At 40.9% G+C, this 20,924-nt stretch carries 21 protein-coding genes and 1 other RNA gene; 11 read left to right on the top strand and 11 right to left on the bottom strand.

The window, feature by feature from the left end:
* Positions 1-88: 88 nt before the first annotated feature.
* The 3 genes from ssrS to FTT99_RS10100 form a co-directional block, all read right to left on the bottom strand.
* Positions 89-271, bottom strand: a non-coding RNA gene (ssrS, locus tag FTT99_RS10110) — 6S RNA.
* A 99-nt stretch (positions 272-370) separates the two neighbouring features.
* On the bottom strand, positions 371-658 hold the full coding sequence (locus tag FTT99_RS10105; RefSeq protein ID WP_078192941.1) for a cell division protein ZapA: 288 nt from the start codon (positions 656-658) through the stop codon (positions 371-373).
* Between the two features lie 2 nt (positions 659-660).
* Entirely contained in the window at positions 661-1,212 is a 552-nt protein-coding gene (locus FTT99_RS10100; protein WP_111885848.1) for a hypothetical protein, read from the bottom strand.
* A 64-nt stretch (positions 1,213-1,276) separates the two neighbouring features.
* Between FTT99_RS10100 and FTT99_RS10095 the strand changes: the two genes are divergently transcribed.
* The 3 genes from FTT99_RS10095 to FTT99_RS10085 all read left to right on the top strand — a co-directional run bounded on the left by FTT99_RS10095 (position 1,277) and on the right by FTT99_RS10085 (position 4,711).
* Entirely contained in the window at positions 1,277-1,894 is a 618-nt protein-coding gene (locus tag FTT99_RS10095) for a UPF0149 family protein (RefSeq protein WP_111885849.1), read from the top strand.
* A 131-nt stretch (positions 1,895-2,025) separates the two neighbouring features.
* The gene (pepP, locus tag FTT99_RS10090) at positions 2,026-3,348 is read left to right on the top strand and encodes a Xaa-Pro aminopeptidase (protein WP_180131140.1); all 1,323 of its coding nucleotides are present in this window, start codon (positions 2,026-2,028) and stop codon (positions 3,346-3,348) included.
* A gap of 187 nt (positions 3,349-3,535) precedes the next feature.
* Positions 3,536-4,711 (top strand): tetratricopeptide repeat protein, encoded by a 1,176-nt coding sequence (locus tag FTT99_RS10085; RefSeq protein WP_180131143.1) that lies wholly within the window; start codon positions 3,536-3,538, stop codon positions 4,709-4,711.
* Between the two features lie 182 nt (positions 4,712-4,893).
* Here FTT99_RS10085 and FTT99_RS10080 read toward each other — a convergent pair whose 3' ends face one another.
* The 3 genes from FTT99_RS10080 to FTT99_RS10070 all read right to left on the bottom strand — a co-directional run bounded on the left by FTT99_RS10080 (position 4,894) and on the right by FTT99_RS10070 (position 5,448).
* Entirely contained in the window at positions 4,894-5,037 is a 144-nt protein-coding gene (locus FTT99_RS10080) for a hypothetical protein (RefSeq protein WP_171263759.1), read from the bottom strand.
* Positions 5,038-5,114: 77 nt separating this feature from the next.
* Entirely contained in the window at positions 5,115-5,252 is a 138-nt protein-coding gene (locus tag FTT99_RS10075) for a hypothetical protein (RefSeq protein WP_180121756.1), read from the bottom strand.
* Positions 5,253-5,283: 31 nt separating this feature from the next.
* Positions 5,284-5,448: a hypothetical protein gene (locus FTT99_RS10070; protein ID WP_171263758.1), complete on the bottom strand. Its 165-nt coding sequence runs from the start codon at positions 5,446-5,448 to the stop codon at positions 5,284-5,286.
* Positions 5,449-5,796: 348 nt separating this feature from the next.
* On the opposite strand from FTT99_RS10070, the gene ubiH reads away from it, so the two are divergent.
* The 3 genes from ubiH (at position 5,797) to FTT99_RS10055 (ending at position 8,669) form a co-directional block, all read left to right on the top strand.
* Positions 5,797-7,005, top strand: a complete 1,209-nt coding sequence (gene ubiH / locus FTT99_RS10065) for a 2-octaprenyl-6-methoxyphenyl hydroxylase (protein ID WP_180130942.1) — start codon at positions 5,797-5,799, stop codon at positions 7,003-7,005.
* Positions 7,002-8,246 carry an FAD-dependent monooxygenase gene (locus FTT99_RS10060; protein WP_180130945.1) on the top strand — a complete coding sequence of 415 codons (1,245 nt, stop codon included), beginning with the start codon at positions 7,002-7,004 and terminating at the stop codon, positions 8,244-8,246. Before ubiH ends, FTT99_RS10060 begins: the two co-directional genes overlap by 4 nt.
* A 174-nt stretch (positions 8,247-8,420) precedes the next feature.
* Entirely contained in the window at positions 8,421-8,669 is a 249-nt protein-coding gene (locus FTT99_RS10055) for a hypothetical protein (protein WP_180130947.1), read from the top strand.
* A 133-nt stretch (positions 8,670-8,802) separates the two neighbouring features.
* Here the strand turns inward: FTT99_RS10055 and FTT99_RS10050 are convergent, their stop codons facing one another.
* Both FTT99_RS10050 and rsmI read right to left on the bottom strand, forming a co-directional pair.
* Entirely contained in the window at positions 8,803-9,225 is a 423-nt protein-coding gene (locus tag FTT99_RS10050) for a hypothetical protein (RefSeq protein WP_180130950.1), read from the bottom strand.
* Between the two features lie 105 nt (positions 9,226-9,330).
* Positions 9,331-10,173, bottom strand: a complete 843-nt coding sequence (gene rsmI / locus FTT99_RS10045) for a 16S rRNA (cytidine(1402)-2'-O)-methyltransferase (RefSeq protein ID WP_180130953.1) — start codon at positions 10,171-10,173, stop codon at positions 9,331-9,333.
* 10 nt (positions 10,174-10,183) lie between these two features.
* On the opposite strand from rsmI, the gene FTT99_RS10040 reads away from it, so the two are divergent.
* From FTT99_RS10040 to FTT99_RS10025, 4 genes are read left to right on the top strand one after another with little or no spacing between them, the layout of a single operon-like run.
* Positions 10,184-11,128 (top strand): penicillin-binding protein activator, encoded by a 945-nt coding sequence (locus FTT99_RS10040; protein ID WP_180161431.1) that lies wholly within the window; start codon positions 10,184-10,186, stop codon positions 11,126-11,128.
* 46 nt (positions 11,129-11,174) lie between these two features.
* Complete coding sequence (locus FTT99_RS10035; protein WP_180131034.1) at positions 11,175-11,582, top strand: YraN family protein; 408 nt, start codon at positions 11,175-11,177, stop codon at positions 11,580-11,582.
* Positions 11,583-11,642: 60 nt separating this feature from the next.
* Positions 11,643-12,341 (top strand): BON domain-containing protein, encoded by a 699-nt coding sequence (locus tag FTT99_RS10030; protein WP_078192932.1) that lies wholly within the window; start codon positions 11,643-11,645, stop codon positions 12,339-12,341.
* Between the two features lie 25 nt (positions 12,342-12,366).
* A complete protein-coding gene (locus tag FTT99_RS10025; RefSeq protein WP_180130959.1) occupies positions 12,367-13,239 on the top strand; it encodes an alpha/beta hydrolase in 873 nt (290 codons plus the stop codon).
* A gap of 83 nt (positions 13,240-13,322) precedes the next feature.
* Here FTT99_RS10025 and nudC read toward each other — a convergent pair whose 3' ends face one another.
* The 3 genes from nudC to dnaQ all read right to left on the bottom strand — a co-directional run bounded on the left by nudC (position 13,323) and on the right by dnaQ (position 17,367).
* Positions 13,323-14,096, bottom strand: a complete 774-nt coding sequence (gene nudC, locus FTT99_RS10020) for an NAD(+) diphosphatase (protein WP_180115359.1) — start codon at positions 14,094-14,096, stop codon at positions 13,323-13,325.
* Entirely contained in the window at positions 14,096-15,742 is a 1,647-nt protein-coding gene (locus tag FTT99_RS10015; RefSeq protein WP_180130962.1) for a chemotaxis protein, read from the bottom strand. The genes nudC and FTT99_RS10015 overlap by 1 nt, the downstream gene beginning before the upstream one ends.
* 128 nt (positions 15,743-15,870) lie before the next feature.
* Positions 15,871-17,367, bottom strand: coding sequence for a DNA polymerase III subunit epsilon (gene dnaQ / locus FTT99_RS10010; RefSeq protein WP_180130963.1), 1,497 nt, complete (start codon positions 17,365-17,367; stop codon positions 15,871-15,873).
* A gap of 206 nt (positions 17,368-17,573) precedes the next feature.
* Between dnaQ and FTT99_RS10005 the strand changes: the two genes are divergently transcribed.
* Positions 17,574-20,900, top strand: coding sequence for a LysM peptidoglycan-binding domain-containing protein (locus FTT99_RS10005; RefSeq protein WP_180130966.1), 3,327 nt, complete (start codon positions 17,574-17,576; stop codon positions 20,898-20,900).
* Positions 20,901-20,924: the final 24 nt, after the last annotated feature.

Raw genomic sequence — 20,924 nt, 5'->3', positions numbered from 1 at the left:
AAAGTAGAGGGGCACGAAAATAGAATAGTAAATTAAAAAATGTTTTTTAAATCAAATGCTTGTAATTTAAATCAGGATTTGGAAAATAAACACTCCGAAGATGCCGCTGCAAATGTCGTGACCCTGAACCCGATGAGTTCAAGGTGGACGCGACGTACACTCGCTGGGTTTCCCACTCGAGGAGGGCATACGCTCAGAATATACAGAACACATCCATAAGTTTAAGTATCGGCAGGGGATTAGACCTAGCTGGCGAACACCTCAGAGATGTGCTCAGTATAACGAATTCAGCGTTATTGGCAAATCACCAAACACTGACAAAGTGTTTAAAATGAAGCAATCGGGCAAAGTACAATCACTAAACCACCGATTAATCAGTCAATTCTTCAACTTGTTCCAAAATATTTTGCAACAAAAGTTCGCAGTTTGCATATTCTTGCAAACTCTTATTCATTGACAAGACTTCTTGCATTAATTCAAGTGCGACCATAATGATCAGCTTACTCGGTTCCATACGTGGTGCTTTACGACGAAATTCATCGTATTTGTCATTCAGTAATTGTGCTGCGCGTTCTAAATCGGTTTGTTGGTCAGAAGTCGTTGCTAAACGGAAACTATGACCTAGAACTTTTAAATCAACTGCAATTTGTTCACTCATGATCAAACTTCCTCATTACTTTCAGTCGGATGTGCCAATTGTTGAATTTCTTGCGCATGTTGATCTTGAGCTGTACCTAAAATAGCTAAACGTTGAATAATCGCTTCAACTTTTGCTTTGGCATGTTCATTTTTTTGTAATAAACGTTCACGTTCTTGCTGCAAACCTTGAATTTCTTGTTGAGCATGACGCTGTTCATTTTGCATCTTTTCTTTAACGATACGTAGCTCATTACGTTCTGCCAAAATTTCTTGAAAACGATTTTTTAGATCAGTACAGCTTTTTTCAAGACGGCTATATCGGTCAGCCAAAGCAGTTGCATCAGTATTCAGCTGTTGAAGTTGAGCACGTGAATCAGTTAATTGCTCATTCAGCGCATCAATTTCTTCTTGTTTGGAGGTGATAATACCGTTCTTATGTACAATTTGAGCATGATGGTGCTCATCAGACGAGTTTTTCTCATCTTGTAGGGCATTATTTTCGCTTTCAAATTGCGCCAGTCGCTTTTTTAAAACGCTAATATGCGCTTGGAGACGCTGTAATTCTTCTAACATAACGTAGTCGCACAGTCTTGCAAACAAAGGTAATATATACGAAGTATAGAGATTGGATAAGCGAATGCAAGACGATATTTCAGGTTGGTCAGATTGGTCCCAGAATTTTTCTAAAATTGAAGAAATTTCAAGCCCAAGTGAGTTACATGGTCTACTCACTGGTATAGTTTGTGTGTCACAACCCCCGAGTCGTGAAGAGTGGCAACAAATTTTAGCAACGCTTGATGTAGCTGAATTAGACGAAGATGCGGTGGCATTGTTGACTGAAGAAGCAGAAGATGTAGCTCATTCACTTTCAGATGATGAACTCGACTATCTTCCTTTATTACCAGATGATGATCACTTGCTAGGTGAGCGTGTGCAAGCCTTGGCAGATTGGTGTGCAGGTGTTGTTCTTGGTTTTGGTTTGGCGGCAGGTCATCTGCGCACCAATGAACAAGAATTGATTGAGCATTTACAGGATGTCGCTTCAGTAGAATTTGAAGATTCAGATGATGATGAAGAAGGTGAAGAAAGCTATCAGGAATTATACGAATTTGTTCGTTTAATCCCAGTGAGCCTGTCTATGGGACGTACCAAAGTTGATGTTTCAGAAACACCGTTGCTACAACTGAGCGCTAAAAATTCATCGGCTCAAGTAGGTAATGTGGTTGAAATGTTCACCCCACATCGTCCAAGCTAAGGCATTAATTTTGCTTATATCTATGTGAGGTATTACGTGTTTTTATACATTCCTCACATAGATTGAGAGATTCATATTCCATTGAATCAAAATTTAAACAATATCAGCCAGCAGGTATAAGAAGTATTTAAATGAAGAAATTAACTCAAGCAGATTTTCAGGAACGTCGTGACATCCTTGCAGGTGAAATGGGCTTACGCAGCATCGCAATTATTGCAACGAGCAAAGAAGCCATGCGTAATCGCGACGCAGATTATAAATTTCGAGCTGATAGTAGTTTCTTTTATTTAACAGGTTTTGCTGAACCTGAAGCGGTTGCAGTGATTGAAACCTTTGATAGCGAAGAAGAAGGTTATAGCTATAGTTTGTTCTGCCGTGAACGTGACCGTGAAATGGAAATTTGGAATGGCTACCGTGCGGGTGTAGATGGGGCTGTAGAAGATTATGAAGCTGATGAGGCTTATGCCATTGATTTATTAGACGAAGAAATTTTAGAAAAATTACAAAATAAAGATAAATTATTCTACCGTATTGGGCAGCAACCAGATTTTGATGCTCGTGTGGCGCAGTGGATTTCGGCTGCAAGTGGTGAATCACGTAAGGGTGCAAGTGCGCCTGCACAAGTGATTCAGCTTGATCGTATTATTGATGAAATGCGTCTGCACAAATCTGAAGACGAACTTGAATTGATGCAGATTGCTTCGGATATTTCAGCAGAAGCGCATACTCGTGCCATGCAAACGGTTAAACCGGGCATGATGGAATATGCACTAGAAGCAGAACTGAATTATGTCTTTGGTAAAAATGGCTGTGTGCCTTCCTATAACAGCATTGTCGGCGGCGGTGAAAATGGCTGTATTTTGCACTATGTGGAAAATGACAAAGAACTCAAAGATGGTGATTTGGTACTGATTGATGCAGCATGTGAATATCAGCTGTATGCCTCAGATATTACCCGTACTTTCCCAGTCAACGGTAAATTCAGCCCTGAACAAAAAGCACTTTATAATATCGTACTCGATGCGCAAATTGCGGCGATTGATGCGGTGCGTATCGGCAACTCTTATAAAGAACCACATAACGTTGCAGTGCGTATTTTAGTTCAGGGTTTATTGGATCTTGGCATTATGCAAGGAGATATTGACGAAATCATCGCAAAAGAAAGTTACCGCCAATTCTATATGCATGGTACGGGTCATTGGCTTGGTATGGATGTGCATGACGTCGGTTCATACAAACAAGACGGTGAATGGCGTGCCTATGAAGAAGGTATGGTTGTGACTGTTGAGCCTGGTCTTTATATTGCGCCAGATGATGAAACAGTGGATGTAAAATGGCGTGGTATCGGTATTCGTATTGAAGATGATGTGGCTGTAACTAAAGCAGGTCCACGTGTTTTAACAGCTGCAGTGGTCAAGTCGGTGGAAGACATTGAAGCCTTGATGGCGCAGTAACTTGCAATGAATAAAAAAAGCCGGTCAGTTGATCGGCTTTTTTTATCTACAAGCAGTCTTATAAATACTAGTTATATAGACAAGTGTAATTAACAATGGAGTTGATTTTATGATGTTAATTTTTTACAAAAATTAGATATAAGTCTTTTTAAATTAATCGTATAAATTTTTTATTTTAATCATAATTATGGGTGTTAGAAAAGCTGGGGTGGTTATTCCCTTTAATGGCAATCAACAGGATATTGAAAGACTGGTAAATGATTGGCTGGTTTATTTTGAAGAAAACTCAAAATCTGCATTAGTTATAGAGTGGCTGACGGATCATATTGTTTGTATCAATAGTGCCGGATTAGCACATTTTGCTTTTACTGAACCTGAAAAATGGAGCAGTTTGCTAAGCAGTCAGTTGCCGATGAAATGGATGATCTTCTTTGATTTTGCAGACACAAATTCAAGCTATAGCTATGCGCTTTATAAAGAGGGTGCAGAAATCAGATGTGTCATTCAAGCGGAAGAAGATGAACTTTACATGGATGGAGAAAGACAAGATTTTGAAAAGGAATGGTTAAACTTTTCAACAAGATATTTATACGAATATGTTGAAAATGGCAAAGTTCAAAAAAAATGGACGACTGATTTAAACAGTTTAAAAGAAGAAATCAATCAAGATTTGGAAAGCTATTATCAGTATTATTATTTTAGCGAAAAGGATCATTTAATTTATCATACTCAATTGGTTCGGCAGTTATTGATTGAACTCTTTAAAAACTATGTCGGTTTTGAAATCTTTGATAGTGATTATAATCCAGTAAAGAAAATAAAGTTTAAGTATAACAATCAGCGTACTTATGATGATTATTTGAGTTTAGCCTCAAGAGGGGATATTGCAGCCCAAATTAAATTGGGTGAAATGTATGAAACGGGATGCGGCGTCGAAAAAAATGATGTTACAGCACAAGGATGGTATCAAAAAGCGGCTGATCAGGGTGATGATGCGGCGATGCTGAAGTTAGCGGTGCTGTTGTTCAGAAAACCATGTAAAACAGAGGTTCATATCGCTTTAGCTCTGCTGAATCAGTCAGTGGAAAAGGGAAATATAAACGCAAGAACGGCCCTTGCTGAAATATATGAAAAGGGCGAAATTCTTGATCAAGATTATAATCTAGCTATGAACTTGTACAAGCAATCGGCAAAACAAGGCTGTGCAATTGCTCCCTATAAAATTGGCTTAATGTATGAGCTAGGCAACGGCGCAGCTCAAGATTTTAAGATGGCGAAACGCTGGTATCACCAAGCGGCGAATGCTTTTAATCAAGATGCAGAAATTCGATTGCAGGAATTAATCCAGCATTTTAATGCTTAAGCCATTCATTTAAATTATTCCGTATTAAGGAGATCATTTCTGTCTTTTGTGTTCTATATCTTTATCTATAGCTACGAAAATTAATTGAATGCATGAGCGCAATATTTTGACCAAATCATGGAAAATATTAAATAAATATAAAAAGCCGATCATTAGATCGGCTTTTTAACTTCATTCAAACATTAAGATTTTTGTAAAAAATCAGTCGCTAATTTTAAAAACTCTTCCGGTTTTTCATATACGGCCAAATGTCCGGTTGCCAGTTCAGCATATTCAGCATGTGAAATCAGATCTATAGCATATTTGACCAATACACTCGGGGGCATATAATCATAATTACAGCCATTCACTAATGTTTGTTTGTTGATTTTTTTTTCGCTGGCTCAGTCATATCGGTATGAATCTACAACTCAGCTTGGTGGGTAAATCTTTCTAAATTATTGGTTTGCAGCGTATTTTCTAAGGTTTGCGCCATAGTATTTTCACACCATGCCAAGGTAAAGTTGGCGCTAAAACCTGTTTGAATAATAGTGCTCGACATCGCTTTAGAGTTGCTCTGTACCTAACTCAAATTAAAGCTTGGTACGTGCATCAACTTTAGGATAAGGCGCCAATAACACAACAAAAATTACATATTCTGGATATTCTGCTGCGGAATATATCCAGAAAATGTTGTGTAATGAAAAGCTCATTAAACCGAATGGTGTAACATAATTGGTTTTTGCAGCTGCAATCACTTATTCAACTAATTGAGCAATGGCTAAAGGCTGATCATCAGGTAGTTAGCTTGATATCGTCCTTTTGAATGCATCAAAACATGACATGTTCAAGTGACGCTGATTTACGCAAATGATGGCTCATACTGATGGACTCAGCCATTTTTATTGTGATTTTCTCATTTCTAAAGATCAATATTTACGGCAAGAGATGATTAATTTTGTATTTAATCAGTGCAAATACCTGCAACTAATTTGTATTTCATTATAAAAAATCATGCCCTTGATGTAAGATAAAATTCATTACAGATTATATGTATTTCGAGTGAATGTCCTAAATTCGAATACTTGATAAAAAAGGAAACAAGCATGCAGCAAGAAGTCATCATTGTTGGTGGTGGTATGGTCGGTTTAAGTCTGGCACTCATGTTGGCCAAAGCCAAAATTGGCGTAAAACTTTTAGAAGCCATTAAATACCCCAATTATGATGATGCAAACCTTGAGCCTTATCACTCGAGTTTTGATGCACGAAACAGCGCCTTGTCACGCCGTACGGTGCAAATTTATCAAGAACTAGGTCTCTGGGATGCTTTGCAGGAACACGCCACACCTATTTTAGAAGTGAATATTACAGAGCAAGGCAGTTTTGGTAAGGCAAGACTCAAAGCAGAACAAGAAAAAGTCGAAAGCTTTGGACAAGTTATTGAAAATGCATGGTTAGGCCGTGTGCTGCTCACAGAAGTCAAAAAAGAACAATTCATTGAATTAATTGACGGCGTACAAGTGACTTCGCTGACGCAAGATGCAGACTTTGCATATATAGAAGCACAGCGTGCTGAAGAACAGCTCAAGCTGCAATCTAAAATCGTGATTGCCGCAGATGGTCGTGATTCATTCTGCCGCAAAGCCTTGGGCATCGGTGCATCGGTGCATGATTATGACCAAGTGGCGATTGTCACTACGGTGCAAACCTCTAAACCGCATGCTCATGTCGGCTTTGAGCGCTTTAGTCCGCTTGGCCCGTTAGCGCTGTTGCCACTTCCGGGTGAATACCGTCGCTCAGTGGTTTGGCCTGTTCCTAAAGGGACGGAAGGCGAGTGGATGGGTGATGAAAATGATCAGCACTTCTTAGATGCCTTACAAGAAACCTATGGCGACCGTGCAGGTAAATTCCAAAAAACAGGTAAACGTTTCAGCTTCCCATTGTCCCAAGTGCTTGCAGAAAAACAAGCTGTCGGCCGTGTGGTGCTGATGGGCAATGCAGCGCATACCATTCACCCAGTTGCAGGTCAAGGCTTTAACTTATGTATGCGCGATGCATATGTACTGCGTCGTTATTTAACAGAGCAAGTTGAAAAAAATGCCGATTTGGGCGATGCAGCTATGCTGCTGGATTATGAAAAATCGCGCCTGACCGATCAGCAGCGGGTGATTAAATTCTGTGATTCAGTTGTACGTGGTTTTAGCAACCAAAACCCAATTTTAAAATTGATCCGCAATACTGGGTTAGTTGCCTTTGACACCATTCCGGGTATCAAGCCTTTGGTCGCGAATTATGCAATGGGGCTAAAAGCATGAGTTTAAATCAAACAGATGTACTGGATGCCGTGATTGTCGGCGGCGGCTTGGTCGGTGGCTTAACGGCATTGCTGTTGGCGCAGGGCGGCGTGCAGGCTACGGTATTGGATGCGGCACCTATTTTAGATGCAGAAAAAACCAAAAGTGTTGCGAATCCTCGGGTTTTGGCGCTCAGTCAAGCCACCATTCATTTACTCAAGACTGTGGGTGTTTGGGAAAAGCTTGCCCGTCAGCAGCCGTATACAGGCATGCAGGTGTGGAATAAAAATGGCTATGGCGAAATCAATTTTGGTCATGTGGCAGAGCAAACACCATCAGTTGAGCAAGCTTTAGGTTCAATGGTTGAACCAAGCGTATTGAATTTAGCCATTCAAGAAAAAATGCTAGAACAGCTCGAAGACTACCAAACCCAAGTTAAGGTCATTCGAGTTGAGCGTGGTGTTGGTGTGTGGATCATTCACCTCGCAGATGGTACTCAGCTCAAAACAAAACTAGTGATAGGTGCAGATGGTGCAAACTCATTTGTTCGTGAGCAAGCTTTCATCGATCTAGATGTGCTGGACTATAGACAAGCCGGTGTAAGCTGTGCAATTAAAACCGCCCAACCGCATCAGCATGTAGCGCGCCAAATTTTCTTAGAAACTGGGCCTTTAGCATTTTTGCCGATGGCGAGTCTGAAAAAAGAGGAAAGCGGTTATTGGCAATCGATTGTGTGGACCTTACCAGATGATTACGCCGATGAATATGTGGCTTTATCCGATGCTGAATTTAATGCGTTGCTCACTCGAGAAAGTCATCACATGCTCGGTGAAGTCTTAGAAGCAACGCCGCGTGCTAAATTTCCATTGAAGGCACGAGCTGCGCAGCAATATGTGCATGATGGTCTGGCGTTGATTGGCGATGCGGCCCATGTGATTCATCCGCTTGCAGGACAAGGCGTGAATATTGGTTGTTTAGATGCAGCAGTGCTTTGCGATGTGCTTTTGACCGATAAAAAACGTGGTGTGTGGGCACATGAACAAAGTTTGAAGCGATATGAACACCGTCGTAAAGGGCAAAACGATGCCATGATGCATAGTATGTCCGCGATTGGTTGGTTAGAAACCACCACTTTTTCACCTGTGGTGTGGGCGCGAAACTTTGGTTTAAAACAAGTGGAAAATCAGACTATTCTAAAAGATGCGTTTATGGCGCAAGCCAATGGTCTGAGTATTTTAAAAGATACAATCTATACAGCTTAGGTCAAAGTCAGATATTTTTTAGACAGTCGTATAAACAAGGTTACGATTTTGATTAAAAAAGATACGATTTTTTGATTGTGGGTACTAGTCGAAATGTTCAGAGATTGCTAAATTTCTGTTAATTTAAAACCAGCCATTCGCTGGCAAACAGAAGTCATTCGCGGGGAGAACACAATGACTGATATGAACGATTATGATGATCCAGAAGATTCAGTAGTTGATGAAGATGAAGCACAAGCAGCTGAAAAAGGTGCAGGTGACGCAGCTGATTCTGCCTCTGATGGTGACACCTTTGAAGCTGAAACATTAACAGTGACTGCAAAACTAAAACAACGTCAGGCGCTTGAAGATGAAGTTGCTGCGTTCTTAGCGCGTGGTGGTCGTATTACCGAAGTCCCTCCAGACGAATCGGCAAAAGATTAAAAGTGAAAAAACACCACGTCATGTGGTGTTTTTTTTGCTTCATTCGCTTGTGCGATGATGAACGTCATTCATTTTTTAACTCTGTAGCATGTTTGCTCAAGAAGTTAAGTCGTTAATAAGATGTGAAGTCGCTTCAAGCCGTCTTTGGCTTCATATATTTACGACTGATCGCGAAAATAGGATAAAACACAAAATGCAGTAAAAGCAAAAACATACAATTGATAATGAATGCAGCAATATACGGCGGTGCATGCATGGCCGCCACAGCAGCGACAAAAGATTGAAAAAGTAATACCGCACTCAAAACGACATAAGCCCAATAGCGATGCCTATCCCAAAATTGGCTCAGTTTCAGTAAATTACCGACTACAAAATAGAGGGAACAATATCCACAGACCATCGCAATCGCGCTATGATCGGCCGTCATTTGCTCGCCACTAATATAGTGCGGATAGGGGTGAATGCCAGTATAAATAATATGTGCAAGGGCGGTGAGCCAAACCAGATTAAAGAGAATGAACATCAGCGGTTTTTTGACAGACAGATTTATGGACATGTTATAAGCAACTTTTTTCATTCTATTTAAATTATTGTATGGGATCGCTTATGGAACCCGTAGGTCCCATAAGCGGTTCAAATTAAAAATAAAAAAAAATTAAGCTTAATCGTTCGCTTGGGTTAATTCTAAAGCACGTTGATAGGCCACTTTCTTTTTAATCCCAGTTAAATCTGCAGCCAACTGAGAGGCAGCTTTAACGGACAAATCTTGAAGTAAACGCGTCAGCAGTTTGTCTAACTTTTCTTGCTCTAGGTCTTTTTCTTCGGTCGCACCACCAATCACCAAAACGATTTCGCCTTTTTGCTGATTATGATCAGATTCGACAAAATGAACCAATTCACCCAAAGACATTTTTTTAATGGTTTCAAATGTTTTGGTAATTTCACGTGCAAAGCCTACAGGACGATCTGCACCAAAGACATTCGACATATCTTTTAGGCAGTCCACAATACGGTGCGGCGCTTCATAGATAATCATGGTTTGGGTTTCGTCTTTCAGTTTTTCCAATGCTAGAAGACGTTGTGACTGTTTAGAAGGTAAAAAGCCTTCGAAACTAAAACGGTCACTGGGCAGACCGACAGCACTGAGAGCTGCAATGGCAGCACAGGCACCCGGTACAGGAATGACACGAATATTTTTTTCTTGTGCAGCACGAACCAGTTTAAAGCCAGGGTCACTGATCAATGGCGTGCCTGCATCACTGATCAGCGCCATATTTTCACCTTTTTCTAGGCGTTCAATGAGCTGGTCTATTTTGTTGCTTTCGTTATGGTCGTGACAAGCAGTTAAAGGCGTATTGATACTAAAATGTTTAAGTAATTGTACGGAAGTTCGTGTATCCTCGGCGGCAATAATTTTAACCGACTTCAATACCTCAATTGCACGATAACTAATATCATCTAAGTGCCCGATTGGAGTTGCAACAACAAATAACTGAGCACTCATAGGTTTCTCCATGTTGGATAATAAGAACAAAATTTTGGGTCTTTGCCTTTTAAGCAGTCTGTTTACTGCTGCACAGGCAGACGTCTTGGTCATTCTACCTGAATCTGGCCCTATGGCGCGAGCCGCATCCAGTATTAAGCAAGGTTTCAATAGTGCATATCAATCATCAGACTACAAAGTGCCCATTAAGTTTGTAGATTCAAATCAAAAGCAAATTGCAGTGATATTGAAGCAACAGGTCAATAAAAAAACTCAATTGGTGATTGGCCCTTTAGCACGTCAAGACGTTGAAGCACTTGTAAAGGCAAAGCCTAAAGTCCGCGTGTTGGCTTTAAATGAAACGACCAGCCAGATTCCAAACGTCTGGCAGTACAGTCTATCGAAACGTGATGATGCTTTAGCACTCCAAAAAGTTTTTGAAAAAGACAAATTAGCGCAAGTGTTAGTGTTACGTCAGCCCGCAACTGAGGCAGAACATGAATTATTGCTCATGTCCTTAATCAGCCAAAGTTCAGTGCCTATTCAAGTGGTTGAACAACTCCCAACGAAGCTAGACAAAAATCAAGGGGTGCTGTTGCTGGGCAAAAATGAATGGTTAAACAGTCAAAAAAAACTACCTAAAGCAAAACTATATAGCGTCGCCAATGCGATTGAAGCTACAAAGCCCATTCCTGTAGGGCTGAAATTTTGTGATGCACCTGCATTGCATGACGCGCGTTGGCCTGACCTGATCCGAGCTTATGAGGAAAATCCAGTAGATATGCCATATCAACGTCTTTTAGCTTTTGGTGGGGACACATGGCATATTGCAAAACAATATTTGCAAGAACCGAAATTAAAAAGCATTGAATTTCAGGGGCGAACAGGACTAATCAAAATTAGTCAAAACAATATTCAGCGTGTTCCTCACTGCTATGAGCGAAGTGAAAAAGGCATCGTAGCGATCTCACTATAGGGATGAAACGATGCAGCTAAACTTAGAGCAGATGAATATAGGACAGATGAATCTGGGACAGTGGGCAGAACAGCAAGCGCTACGTTTGGTTGAGCAGCAAGGCTATGTACAGGTGCAACAGAATTATCATAGTCGTTATGGTGAAATTGATTTGATCGTCACACGTGGTCAAGAATTGGTGTTTATCGAAGTTAAAGCCCGTTCGAATACCCGTTATGCTCAAGCCGTTGAAAGTATTTCTATTCACAAACAACGTAAGATGATGAAGACTGCGTTGCATTTTTTAAATGAACAGTCACATTTTCAAAATTATTATTGTCGCTTTGATGCAATTTGTTTTGATTTTTATCAGCACTTTGCAAAAACACTACAGCAAGACTTTTCTAAATACCCGTATCATCAGCAATGGATTGAAAATGCTTTTACTTTTGATCAAGAGTTGATTAATCTTTGATAAAACAAACTGTGTAAACGCATAGAAAAATACGTGTGGAAATTTGAGGAGTCGTGCTGAGTGGTTAAGCGTATTGCAATAACGATGCTTTGTGTCGCAAGTTTATCTGGCTGTGCGAGTTTTATTTCGAATGGAACAGGATCAGCACCTGTAGGAACTGAAAGCGGCGCACGCTCATTGGGACAAGTTTTTATTGACTCTTCCATTGTTCGAACAGCAAAAATTAACTTATATAAATTAGATACTCGTTTTAAACAGTCACGTGTCAATATTGAAAGTTTTCATGGCAATGTCTTATTGACTGGGCAAGTGCCGGATAATCATTTAAAAGAATTGGCAGAAGAAAATGTCCGTTCAATGAGTGATGTCAAAACTGTACATAACTATATTACAGTGGGTAATCAGATCAGCTATAGCACGATCATGCAAGATACTGCGGTCACTGCGAATACCCGTGGTTTGATTATGAAAGCGCCTGTGGTATCTGACAGCAAAGTACACATTCATACTGAAGATGCTGTTCTTTATGTGATGGGCCGTTTAAACAGCGCGGAAATCACAGACTTAAATCAAATCTTGCAACAAGTGGGTAATGTAACGCGAATTGTCACTTTAATCGATAATATTGATCAGAACCCAAATCCACAGGCACGTTCGATTAACTCTAGTTACACCACACCTGCTGTAGGCAATGTGCAACCTGAAGTACAAACACCTGTTGCGATAGATCCGGATGCTGTCGATCCAAATGCTCAATAAAATGTCGGAAATGATGCTGTAAAATATGAATCAATGGTCTCTGCGGCTTCAGCAAAAAATGGATTTGGCTAAATCTTTATACCGAAATTTTCGGTTATATGATTTTGGCAGTTATGCATTAAATCGACTGACACCCAAAAAAGGATATCATGTTCAAAACAATATCCCTTATGGTCTAAAAGCGCGCCATCGCCTAGATTTGTATCGCACGTCAGCACCTCGTCCGCAACGTCCACTCATCGTTTTTGTACATGGTGGTGCGTGGATGCATGGTGACAAAAAGGACTATGGATTCATTGGTGAGGCTTTTGCAAAAGAAGGCTTCGATGTTGCTGTCATCAATTACCATCTCGCACCTGAATATATTTTTCCGGCTTCAATTGATGATCTTAGCCTTGCATTAAACTATTTGACGCAGTCTCAGCATAAGTTGCAGATTGAAGTGGAAAATGTGGTGTTAATGGGACATTCGGCAGGGGCATTTAATGTCATGTCTGCACTGTATCATCCGACACCTTATCAGCTACAAGTGAAAGAGAATATTCGTGCAATCGTGGGTTTGGCAGGGCCATATCATTTTGATTATAAAGGTGATCCGATTTGTGCAGATGCCTTTGATCAAAATGTACCGTATCAACAAGTGATGCCATATTATTTTGTTGAGCACAATCAAGTGAAGCATTATCTATTCACTGCGGATAAAGACAATATCGTTGGCCATAGCAATAGTGAAGATTTTGATCGTCGATTAAAAGCCTCAGGCAACTATAGTCAATTGATTCAAATCCCTCGCGTTGGGCACATCACGATGATTGGTTCAGTTTCGAGTTTATTTAGTCGCTTCTTTAAAACCAAAGCTGAAATCATGCGTGTACTCGATGAAATTAGTCCACCTTAATGTCTGTGGTTAAATGATTGAGAATAAAAAACCGCCAAGTATGGCGGTTTTTTATTTACTGCTTTTTTATTAAAAATAGCTGTTTACAACCATGCTTGGGTGTCATCTGCAACCGCAGAACCATGGATGACATGCATAATCATCGAATGGGCGATACTTCCTTTGAACGGAATTTCAGGTAATGCATCAAATTTAAAGAAAGCCGCATCACTTATTTCTTCTTCTTGTAATTGAAGCTCACCTGAAGCATATTCTGCTTTAAAGGCGATCATTAAATTACTTGGGAAGGGCCAAGGTTGGCTTGCCAGATATTGAATATTTTTGACCTTTAAACCCACTTCTTCTTCAGTTTCACGACGAACTGCTTCTTCTAGAGTTTCACCCACTTCAACAAAACCTGCGATCAGCCCATACATAGCACGGACATTTTTCGCATTTTTTGCCAATAAGATTTCATCTTCACCACGGGTAATGACGGTAATGACACAAGGATTGACACGAGGGTATTGGTGATAACCGCAAGCAGGGCAAACCATGGCATATTCTGTGGCATGGACTTGAGTTGCTGTACCGCAGTGGCTACAAAATTTATGATTACGGCGCCATTCTAAGAGTTGAATAGCACGGCTAGCTTGTTCAAATTGCTGAACATTCCAAAGTTGTAGAAGCTGGCGAATAGGAATGAGTTGTAAGCCTTCAGGAATTGGCTCATTTTCAAGTAGATCACGGGCAATCACTTGATCACCCGTGCCGATATTTAAATCACTTGCGAGTTGCTCAACTTCGGGAAGTTGAAAGTTTTCATCGACCAGCAATTGCTGTTGTTTGAAGATATACGCAAGTGACAATTTAGACATTAGGCTGCTGCTGATTTCAGTTTTTCGCTACTGTCCAATGCTACCTTAAACATGCCCTGTAAAACAGGTTGTTTGTTCTTTAAATTGTCAATCAACATATCTGCGCTTGCCAATGAATCTAATGCTTGATTCACTTCATTTGCATCAATCGCTGTTGATGATTCAACTCGTTTCAAAATGAATTGAGCTGTTGAATTCAGCGCATTTTGAGCTGCATCTGCATTGAGGAACAACATTGCACCACCAATTTCGCGGAATTGAGTTGCAGTCGCTTCAAGTTGTGTCAAATCTTGGTTTTGTAAATACTGAACCAAAGATTGGCTAGCAGCATCAATTAAAACCTTGGTCTCATTTAACAGAGCAGCGTGTGCTTCATCTAAACGGTCGAGTGAAATATTCATATTATTCACACGAAGTTGTAAGCGGCTAGAAGTGTGATGACGCTCAAGCACACCAATCGAGTTCATGGCAGACAAGATATTGTTCATCAACTGCTGGGCAAAGCTTTCATCTTGTAAAATCTCAGCATTACCTAATGACGCAGCTTGACGCGACAGGTCGTTATACGCTTCATTTAAGTTCAAGACTTTGAAAATATTTGCCAATTCGTTTAATTTCGCTTGAAGTTCTTGGGTTTTTTCAGGCGTCATATTTTGATAGTTAAATTCAATATCATTACGAATTTGCGTCATTTCAGTCGTAACCAATTCACCAATGGTATGCATGGTGTCGAAGTCAGGACCATATAAATGACGACTGAAAACTTGCAATTGGGTGTCGGTAAGAAGGTCTTCACCGATATTTAATTTGCCACGAATATGATGAGAAATGTCATCTTCTTGGCTAATGTTTAGACTTAAGACATTGGCTAAATCAGAAATGGATGCTTTAAAGCGCTCAGTTCCTGCAAAATATTGAGCCATATTGCGCTCAATGCTCACCAAGGTACGTAAGCGAGCATCGGTAATTAAGATTTGATCAATTTGATTAAACGCAACAAAAATCAAGTTCCAATATTGTTTGCTTGGATGTTTGTCTGAAAGACCTGCTAAATACGCACCGACCAATTTAATCGCTTGCAGATCCAGCTCAGTTTCTTCTTGTTTAATCAATTTATTCAACGCCAACTTATACAGACGGTGAACGTATTTTGATTTTTCAAGTGCAGGAGCTTGAGGTAGGTCAAAGTCAGGAGTAATACAATCGAGTAGGGACTCAATGTGTTGGCCTTCCGACGTTAGAGGTTTACCTAAAGATAGTTCTAGACGATTAAGACTGTCCAGCAGGAATTGTGGAATTTTAACTTCACGTAGGCAGATAAATTCGATGTAGCGTTTCAGCATGGTCGTGCCTTCGCTCAGTGCGATGACCTCTTGAGTGTTAATTTGCGCAGGATTCCCCATGATCTTGCGCATTAACTCTGCTGAATATTGAGCGATTTTTGCCAAACTTGGCATATCAACTAAAGCTAGTACTTGAGCACATTGTTCAAATTGAATCAGTGCATCATCAATCCCGAAAGGTAAAGTTTGATCTTCAACTAAGGTGCTGACTGCTGATTCGACTAACTTGATTGAGTTATCAACCTCATTTTTTATTATCAGCAAAGCCGTTGGATCAAAATGGATAGAGGTTTGGTAAGACATGTATCTGCACCTTTCCTAGATGTTTTATCTTGTTTATTAACCGCCCCTTAAGGCGGTCCATGTTTATGGTTTTACTATAGCGTATGTAAGAATTGTTTATATACAAAAAGTAACACGAAATTTAGATTTTATTTCGCAAAAAGGCAAGGTGTACCATGTTTTTCTTCAAATTGTTTGACCCATGTCTCATGGGCTTCAAGTTCATCTGCTGAAGGTAAAATCACAGGTAATTCTATTTCAACAGCGGCGCGGGTTTGCGAACCATCTTCATTTTGCGAGTGGGTCAGGGCATCGATATCAAAGGAAACCTGACCGCCCGTCATTGCTAGGTATACGTCAGACAGAATTTCCGCATCGAGTAACGCACCATGGAAGGTACGGTCACGTTGTGGAATTTCGTAACGACGCACTAATGCATCGAGTGAGTTTTTCTGGCCTGGATGCTTGGCTTTGGCCATAGCCAAGGTATCGGTAACTTCGCAAACTTCAGATAAGGCCATAAAACCGGCACGTTTGAACTCCATATCAAGGAAGTTCATATCGAAGGTTGCGTTATGCGCAATGATTTCTGCGCCTTTTAGATAGTCAAATAAGACATCAGCAATTTCAGCATACAGTGGTTTATCTTTTAGAAAGTCATCACTGATTCCGTGAATATTTTCAGATTCACCGACAGGTTTTTGCGGGTTGATATAAATATGAATTGAGCTACCGGTCAGTTTGCGGTTAATCATTTCCACTGCACCGACTTCAATAATACGGTCGCCATCTTGGAAATAGAAACCTGTGGTTTCCGTATCCAAAATTAATTGTCGTGGGCCAGATACATCAACTGTTGCAGGTGTAATGACAATCATTGGATGGATTTCAGCAGCTTGCTTAGACTGGATAGGGGCAGCTTCATTCAACGTTGAAGCAGTGTCAGTTGCTTGTTGTTCTATCGTAATGTCATCAATCTGCTCTGCATTGATCGCTGTGTCAGTAGTCATTTCACGTGACGGAGCAATTTCTAGCGGCTGAGCAATTGAAGACTCCTGAATTGAAGCATCAATAATGCTTTCATTTGCAATCATTGCTTCTTCAGAGATTTCTTCGTCATCATCGCTATCAGCAAATTCGAGTCCAAACGGATCATTTAATAGCCAGTCAGGTTCAGCTTTTTTTTTAGGTGCTTCAGCTGTAGATGCTGCTTGTTTGATGCGTTCGAGGGTTTTTTCTGCGCCTAGATTGGCCAATTGATCAGCCATTTCATTTCCCGGATGGCCTGCATGCCCTTTAATCCAGTTCCATTCAATTTCCCGACCCTGACAAGTTGTATCCAGTAATTTCCACAGATCAGGATTTTTAACATCTTTCCAGTTTTTCTTTTTCCAACCATGTATCCACTCGGTAATGCCTTGTTTGACATAGTTAGAGTCTGTCCAAATAATCAGTTTTGCATCGGACGGACAGTGTTGAATGCCTTCAATTGCAGCAGTCAATTCCATACGGTTATTGGTGGTTTCAGCTTCGCCGCCGCAGAGTTTTTCTTCTCCAGTTTCACGGATGATATAGGCCCCCCACCCCCCTAAGCCAGGGTTGCCTTTACATGCACCATCAACATAAAGCGTGATTGTTTGAGACATAAATCAAATCCGGAGAAAAACAAGCATTCATAACCGTATATTGTATAACGCAAATGACAGAGAGAAATCCATTTCTGGCGATTTTTTTAATTTCTTGTAACATTTATACTGAAATAGCGTTAAATTAACGCCTTGTGTCTGTGTTCTGCTTCACTACAATGGCATATCTAAAAAATAAATTTTATATGAGTTGTCTGGATTTTTTTATGTATAAATCAACTGCGACTGTCTGGCAGCCTACGTTACCACAAATTTTTAAATTTACAGTCTTGGGTTCTGCGCTCGCAGCTCTTGGTCTGACGGGCTGTTCTTCATCGCAAACGACTAAGCAGAACTCAGCAAGTAAACAAGTTGGCTCAAACTTTCTCGATGCCAATAGTTTAGATTCACTCGAAGATTTACTTTCTGCAACAGACATGCGTGCCGTAGAAGGCGATCGCCTTTTAGTACTTAAGCATGGTGATGTCTGGAAGCGTATGACTGTGGGTTTCAAAATGGATTTGAACCACTGGGATACGCGAATTGAAGCGCAGCGTGGTTGGTTTATTTCACGTCAACCATATATTGATCGTTTAAGTGCGCGTGCGTCCCGTTATTTATATCACACGGTTAAAGAAGCAGAACGTCGTGGTTTGCCGACGGAGTTGGCGTTATTACCAGTGATTGAAAGTTCTTATGACCCAGCAGCAACCTCAAGTGCAGCCGCAGCGGGCTTATGGCAATTTATTCCAAGTACTGGACGTATTTACGGCTTAAAACAAACCTCAATGTATGATGGTCGTCGTGACGTAGTGGAATCAACGCGTGCAGCTTATGAGTTTTTAGGTGCGCTACATAACCAGTTCGGTTCGTGGGAATTGGCTTTGGCTGCATATAATGCAGGGCCGGGCCGCATTCAACAGGCGATTAACCGTAACCGTGCGGCAGGTTTGCCAACGGATTATTGGTCGCTAAAACTGCCCCAAGAAACCATGAACTATGTCCCACGTTTCTTGGCAGTTGCTCAAATTATTAAAAATCCAAGTGCCTATGGCGTAAGTTTACCGCCAATTGCCAACCGTCCACACTTTCGTGAAGTGGCTGTAGGGCCTGCAAATTTAAATGAAATTGCATCTATTACCGGTTTAAGCCGTGCAGAACTCTATGCACTAAATCCCGGGCATCGTGGCGATGTGATTGACAGCAGTAGCCCAATGCGGATTTTAATTCCTGCGGATGTGAGTCCATCAGTCGATGCACGTTTGAAGAAATTACAATCAGGTGGTTCATCAGGTTATTGGGCAAGTAATTCAACTTATAACTTACCAAAAAATAATGTTGAAATAACACCGTCACGTGTTACTCCGCCGGAATTAAATAGTAAAACTATTCAGCCCGCTAAAGTGACGCCACCTACGCTTAAAACTCAGCCGACAGTGACAGCTTCTGCCAAACCACCTGTAGTCGCTGCAACGGTAACGCCGAGTGTTCCATCAGGAACGAAAGGCAAAACGCCAATAGGATCATCTGCTTTGGCTGCTTTTGCATCGAATAGTGATATTCCAAGTGCGCCGCGTATACCAGTCGCTGTAACACCTTCGACTCCTGTGAAAGCCGTGTCTGTCGAGCCACCACTCAGCGCAAATGAGCGTGAGCAAATCATGGCGGCTATTAAAGCTGAAGGTGAGACCAAAACAATAGATGAGGTATTAAAACCAGTAGCGACTAAAGCAGAACAAGAAGAAGTCGTTCAGGAAATTAAAGCTATTGCGCCGAAAGGCACTGAAATTGTCGATCCTTATGATGGCAAGATTAAGTTGACTGCGATTCAGACCAGTCAGTCAATTGCAGACCAACAAGGTAAAGAACTGACGAAAGGGTTCTCTTACCCGAAAAGCGTGGCTGAAAATACAGGTGCAGATTCCGAAGAAGCCAAACGCAACCAAGGTAAAAATGTCATTCGTACAGATTCTGAAATTGTAGTTGTACCACCTAAAGGTAAACGCAGTACTTATACAGTTTTGGCGGGCGACACATTAGCGTTGATCGCGATGAAAAATGGCGTGAATTGGCGTGATATTGCAGCTTGGAACCAAATTTCGCCAGATTCGACCTTGTATGTCGGTACGACCATCTATTTATATGATGCGAAACCGATTGTGCAAAATAATGAAGAATCGAAAGCTAAGCCTATCGCAGATAGCTATGTGGTGAAAGCAAATGACAGTCTTACAGCTGTTGCGAGTCAATTTGGTTTAAGTACGAAGCAACTCGCCGACTACAATGGTTTAACCACCACGAGTGGTTTATATGTTGGGCAGAAATTATCCCTAAAAGAAACGCCAGCATCTAAAGCAAAATTGGAAGCTGACAAGAAAGCAGCTCAAGTTGTCGAAAAATCTGCAAAAGTTCAAACCAAATCCTACACGGTAAAACGTGGTGAATATCTAAAACTCATTGCAGATCGTTATGCGCTGTCAAATCAAGAGTTGGCAGATTTAACAACTGGTTTAACGGCTGGCAGTAGCTTGATGGTGGGGCAAAAAATTAATGTGCCATTACAAGCTGTAGCAGAAGTTGAGAAGCTCGAAAGCAAAGTCGTGAATCGCATTGAAAATGTCAAAGTTGATCCTGCGTATAAAGTTGAAAGCTATAAAGTGCAGCGTGGTGATACGCTTTACAGTATTGCGACGCGGTCAAAAATCAGTTTGTCAGAATTGGCGAGTCTAAATGATATGTCGGTAAATAGTGGGCTGATGGCTGGGCAAAGCATTAAAGTTCCTGCAAGTTCAACTGTTCCTGATACATATGTGGTGCAGTCTGGCGATACACTGACAGGCATTGCTAGTCGCTATGATTTAGGCATGGACTATGTCGCAAATTTAAATGGTATAGAGCGTAGTTCTGGTCTACGCGTTGGGCAGAAATTAAAATTAACAGGTGATGTCGCACCGGTTAAAGTAGAAACCAAAGCTGAGGCGACCAAAATTGAAAGCAAAACCAATACACGAACGAATTCCGTTGATGCGACCGATATTCATGTGGTGAAATCAGGTGAAACATTGGGTGTGATTGCGAAGAAATATCATCTTCAATTACGTTATTTAGCTGAATTAAATGGCCTAAATACCAATAGTGCGATTCGTGTAGGGCAGCGTTTAAAAGTAGATGGTGAACTCCCTGCTGATGTAGCTAGTAAAGCAACTGAAACCAAAAAAACGGAAGCTAAATCCTCTACGAGCAATGTGAAACCAACAAATACTGAAAGCTATACTGTGAAATCAGGCGAGTCTTTAAATTCGATTGCTAGTCGGACAGGTTTAACTGTGGCAGCATTGGCTGAATTAAATAACTTGAACCCCCGTGCAGGACTGCGTGTCGGTCAAAATTTACAAGTCCCTAAAACTATCAGTGAATACCGTATTAAACGCGGCGATACGCTGATTGGTTTGGCAAGTCGCTATGGACTAGACACATCAAAACTCGCTGAAATGAATGATATGCAACCGTCTGCTCAGTTACGTATTGGTGACGTGATTAAAGTACCAAACTGAGTCCAAACATTAAGGAGTTAAGTT

This window comes from Acinetobacter sp. YH12040 (assembly GCF_013420005.1).
Classification (GTDB): domain Bacteria; phylum Pseudomonadota; class Gammaproteobacteria; order Pseudomonadales; family Moraxellaceae; genus Acinetobacter; species Acinetobacter amyesii.
The sequence above is the reverse complement of the archived record's forward strand: the minus strand, read 5'-3'. Positions and strand labels throughout refer to the sequence as shown.

What these genes read in the sequence shown, in the direction of transcription:
- FTT99_RS10105 (WP_078192941.1), bottom strand. Translation starts at nt 658, where the DNA reads ATGAGTGAACAAATTGCAGTTGATTTAAAAGTTCTAGGTCATAGTTTC.
- FTT99_RS10100 (WP_111885848.1), bottom strand. Translation starts at nt 1,212, where the DNA reads ATGTTAGAAGAATTACAGCGTCTCCAAGCGCATATTAGCGTTTTAAAA.
- FTT99_RS10095 (WP_111885849.1), top strand. Translation starts at nt 1,277, where the DNA reads ATGCAAGACGATATTTCAGGTTGGTCAGATTGGTCCCAGAATTTTTCT.
- pepP (WP_180131140.1), top strand. Translation starts at nt 2,026, where the DNA reads ATGAAGAAATTAACTCAAGCAGATTTTCAGGAACGTCGTGACATCCTT.
- FTT99_RS10085 (WP_180131143.1), top strand. Translation starts at nt 3,536, where the DNA reads ATGGGTGTTAGAAAAGCTGGGGTGGTTATTCCCTTTAATGGCAATCAA.
- FTT99_RS10080 (WP_171263759.1), bottom strand. Translation starts at nt 5,037, where the DNA reads ATGCCCCCGAGTGTATTGGTCAAATATGCTATAGATCTGATTTCACAT.
- FTT99_RS10075 (WP_180121756.1), bottom strand. Translation starts at nt 5,252, where the DNA reads ATGTCGAGCACTATTATTCAAACAGGTTTTAGCGCCAACTTTACCTTG.
- ubiH (WP_180130942.1), top strand. Translation starts at nt 5,797, where the DNA reads ATGCAGCAAGAAGTCATCATTGTTGGTGGTGGTATGGTCGGTTTAAGT.
- FTT99_RS10060 (WP_180130945.1), top strand. Translation starts at nt 7,002, where the DNA reads ATGAGTTTAAATCAAACAGATGTACTGGATGCCGTGATTGTCGGCGGC.
- FTT99_RS10055 (WP_180130947.1), top strand. Translation starts at nt 8,421, where the DNA reads ATGACTGATATGAACGATTATGATGATCCAGAAGATTCAGTAGTTGAT.
- FTT99_RS10050 (WP_180130950.1), bottom strand. Translation starts at nt 9,225, where the DNA reads ATGTCCATAAATCTGTCTGTCAAAAAACCGCTGATGTTCATTCTCTTT.
- rsmI (WP_180130953.1), bottom strand. Translation starts at nt 10,173, where the DNA reads ATGAGTGCTCAGTTATTTGTTGTTGCAACTCCAATCGGGCACTTAGAT.
- FTT99_RS10040 (WP_180161431.1), top strand. Translation starts at nt 10,184, where the DNA reads ATGTTGGATAATAAGAACAAAATTTTGGGTCTTTGCCTTTTAAGCAGT.
- FTT99_RS10035 (WP_180131034.1), top strand. Translation starts at nt 11,175, where the DNA reads ATGAATCTGGGACAGTGGGCAGAACAGCAAGCGCTACGTTTGGTTGAG.
- FTT99_RS10025 (WP_180130959.1), top strand. Translation starts at nt 12,367, where the DNA reads ATGAATCAATGGTCTCTGCGGCTTCAGCAAAAAATGGATTTGGCTAAA.
- nudC (WP_180115359.1), bottom strand. Translation starts at nt 14,096, where the DNA reads ATGTCTAAATTGTCACTTGCGTATATCTTCAAACAACAGCAATTGCTG.
- FTT99_RS10015 (WP_180130962.1), bottom strand. Translation starts at nt 15,742, where the DNA reads ATGTCTTACCAAACCTCTATCCATTTTGATCCAACGGCTTTGCTGATA.
- dnaQ (WP_180130963.1), bottom strand. Translation starts at nt 17,367, where the DNA reads ATGTCTCAAACAATCACGCTTTATGTTGATGGTGCATGTAAAGGCAAC.
- FTT99_RS10005 (WP_180130966.1), top strand. Translation starts at nt 17,574, where the DNA reads ATGTATAAATCAACTGCGACTGTCTGGCAGCCTACGTTACCACAAATT.